Genomic DNA, 3273 nt, shown 5'->3' on the forward strand with positions numbered 1-3273 from the left:
CGGCGAGCATGTCCTTGTTGTAGGCCATCACGAAAGGCCGGCTGGCGAACGGGATGCCGACCTCGTGGTCCTTGTCGGGCCCGGAGATGCCCAGGGTGGCCGGCAGGAACCGCTCGCGGCCGCCGACCTTGGCCCAGTCGTCGTCCTTGAGCTCGACGAAGGCGCCCGTCGCGTACGCCGTCGGGGTGAAGGTCGTGCCGAGCGCGTAGACGTCCGGGCCCTGGCCGGCGACGACGGACGTCTGGATTTTCGTCAGCTCGTCGTTCGCCGAGGCGAACGTCTCGAACCGCACGGTGGCGCCGGTCTCCGCCTTGAACTTGTCGGAGACCTCGGCGAACCACTGCCGCTGCTGTTCCGGGTAGATGTTGTTGACGCCCATGAGCATGGTGAGCGTGACACCGGTGTTGTCGCCGGCATCGCCGCCGTCGTCGTTGCCGCAGGCCGTCAGCGCCGCACCCAGCGTCAGAGCCGCGGTCAGCGCGACGAACTTTCGTCTGTCCATGAGGTGCTCCTCGGTCCTTGATCGGCGAGGGAGTGGGGGTGGTCGATGGGTCGTGTTGGCCGACGCTAGTCACGCCGGTTCGAGGGTGACAACCGTTTGCCATGTGTTGCCATCCTCTGGTTGGCTGGCCCGCGTGGGGCGACGCCAGCAGGTGACGATCGCCGATATCGCCGCGGCGACCGGCGTGGCGGTCTCGACGGTGTCGCGCGCGCTGTCCCGGCCGTCGCGGGTCAGCGCGGCCACGCGGGAACGGATCCAGGCGGCGGCGCGGGAGCTCGACTACGTGCCGCACCCTCCGGCGCGGGCGCTGGCCTCGGGCCGGACGGGCACGGTCGCGCTGGTCGTCTCCGACGTCACGAACCCGTTCTACTTCGGCATGATCCGGGGCACGCAGCAGCAGCTGACGGCGGCCGGCTACGCCCACCTGCTGATCGACACCGAGGACTCGGCGGACCGCGAGGTCGAGATGCTGCGCGCGATGCGCCGTTCCCTGGACGGCGCGATCCTGGGCGCGTCGCGCCTGCCGGCCCGCGCGCTGGTCGCCCTGGCGGCGGACATCCCCCTGGTGACGGTCAACCGCAACGTCCGCGGCGTACCGAGCGTCGTGATCGACACGCCGGCGGGCATCGCGCAGGCGGTCGAGCACCTGGTCTCCCTGGGCCACCGCGACGTGGTCTACGTGTCGGGCCCGGCGCAGTCATGGTCGAACCAGGCGCGCTGGCAGGCGATGCGGGCGGCACTGGAGCGGCACCACCTGCGGGCCCAGCGCGTGGGCCCGTTCCCGCCGGGCCGCGCCTCGGGCACAGCGGCGGCGGACGCGGTCCTCAACAGCGGCGCGACGGCCTGCGTGGCGTTCAACGATTTGTTCGCGTTGGGCATGCTGACGCGCCTGCGCGAGCGCGGCGTCCGGGTCCCGGGTGATCTGAGCGTGGTGGGCTGCGACGACATCTTCGGCGCGGACTTCAGCAACCCACCACTGACGACCCTGACGGCCCCGATCGAACAGGCGGGCCGGATGGCGGTGTCGCTGCTGGTCTCGCGCCTGGACCACCGGGCTCCGCAACCGCAACGCCGCACGGCGGTATTACCGACGTACCTGACGGTCCGGGAGTCGACGGGTCCGTTGACGGTGTAACTCTGAATATATAGAGTTACGGCCGTGACGACCCGTCGCCGGCGCCCCTCTCCCCAGACCACCTCTGTGCTCCTGGCCTTGGCGGCCCAACCCACCACGTGGCGTTATGGCTATGAGCTGTGCCAGCAGCTGGACCTGAAGCCGGGGTCGCTCTACCCGATCCTGGTGCGGCTGGCTGACCGGGGCTTGCTGCAGGCGACGTGGGACACGGAGACGTCCCCGGGCCGCCCACCGCGCCACCTCTACCGCCTGACGGGCTCAGGCCGCGCGCTGGCGACGGACCTGGCGGCCGCACCGCGGCGAGGTTTGGAAGCGGGGTGGCAGGGAGCATGAGCGACCGCGCTTCTGGCTCGACGCAGCTCCCACCGACTCCCCGCTGCCTCGCGGCGGCATTCCGCATGAGCCGGTTCGGCAAAGTCTCGACGTGGCTGGCGGCCGTGGCGCTGCCGGGCGTGGAGGCGGGGTGGCAGGGCGCATGAGCCGGTTCGCGAGGGTCTCGACGTGGATGGTCGCGCTCGCGTGGACGGTGTTCTACGCAGCCGCGAACGCGTTCGCCCACCGGCTGCCGGACCTGGCCACTGCTGTGGTGCAACTCGCGGTGCCGCCGCTGCTGTGGGTGGCGCTGCTGCAGATCGGCTCGACGGTGCTCACGGCCCGCCCCGCGCTGCGCCTTTGGCTCTCGGCGGTGGACCCGCCGGCGCGGTTGCTCGCCGCGACGGTGGCGCTGCTTCCCGCCCGCCGGCGTGACTGGGGCCGGGCGATGCTCGCGGAGTTGGCCGAGGTCAGGGGCCGCTCGGCGCGGTGGCGGTTCGCGCTCAGCGCGGGCTGGGCGACGCTGCTCCTGCCGCCCAGGGTCGGTTACCCGTTCCTGACGCTGCTGACGGCAACATCCGCGGCGGTCACCGCCGCGATCGGCGCCGCGGTAGGCCGGGCAATGCCGGAGCTGACGGTCTTCACGACGACCTTCGCCGGCGTCCTCGCCGCGCTGATGGTCCTGGGCGTGGCCCGCGGCCACCGCCCGCACCTCCCGGCGCCGGTGCCAACGATGCTCGTGACCGGCGGCGTGGTGGCGGCGACGGTGGCGACGGTGGTCTTCCTACGCCGTGAACCCGACGCCCACCTCGCGCCGCCGTCAGCCGCCTATCTGGCGGCGACGCTGGCGGTCTGCCTGTGCCTCGCCGCAGCGGCACCGCGCTGGCTGGGCACGGACCGGCTGGCCCCACACCTCGGCGTGACGTCCGGATTGGCCTTCACGGCATGGTCACTGTTGACGATTCGCCTCGACGGCATGGAGCCACCGATGCCGTTCGTCTTCCTGCTCGGTGCGGTGCTGGTGGGCACGCCGTTCGCGCTGTTCATGGCGCCGGCCTTCGCCACGGCCCGCAGGGCCGGCTCGGCGCTCCCAGGCGTCCAGGCGACGGTCTGGACGCTGATCGCCATGATCCCGTTCACGTACGCACTCTGGCTCCCGGAAACGCTACGCCGCCACGCAACGGACGGCCGCACCCTGGACGGCGAACTGATCGCCCCACCCGGCTCAGGCCTCGGCGACGCGATCGTCTTCTGCCTGGGCTTTCTCGACGTCACCAACCGCGACGGCGTCCAGACGGCTCGGACCGGGCTGTCCAAGTTCGGC

The 3273-nt window shown here is 71.9% G+C and carries 4 protein-coding genes; 3 read left to right on the forward strand and 1 reads right to left on the reverse strand.

Annotation, left to right across the window (positions count from 1 at the left end):
• A partial coding sequence (locus tag AB0H87_RS39905; RefSeq protein WP_360158432.1) for an ABC transporter substrate-binding protein occupies positions 1–502 on the reverse strand: 502 nt, incomplete at its 3' end.
• 133 nt (positions 503–635) lie between these two features.
• Between AB0H87_RS39905 and AB0H87_RS39910 the strand changes: the two genes are divergently transcribed.
• The 3 genes from AB0H87_RS39910 to AB0H87_RS39920 all read left to right on the forward strand — a co-directional run.
• A complete protein-coding gene (locus AB0H87_RS39910) occupies positions 636–1637 on the forward strand; it encodes a LacI family DNA-binding transcriptional regulator (protein ID WP_360158435.1) in 1002 nt (333 codons plus the stop codon).
• A 24-nt stretch (positions 1638–1661) separates the two neighbouring features.
• The gene (locus tag AB0H87_RS39915) at positions 1662–1970 is read left to right on the forward strand and encodes a PadR family transcriptional regulator (protein WP_360158438.1); all 309 of its coding nucleotides are present in this window, start codon (positions 1662–1664) and stop codon (positions 1968–1970) included.
• Positions 1971–2112: 142 nt separating this feature from the next.
• Positions 2113–3273: hypothetical protein (locus AB0H87_RS39920; protein WP_360158441.1), on the forward strand; the 1161-nt coding region annotated here is incomplete at its 3' end.

Source organism: Asanoa sp. NPDC050611, from assembly GCF_040654855.1.
Lineage (GTDB): Bacteria > Actinomycetota > Actinomycetes > Mycobacteriales > Micromonosporaceae > Asanoa.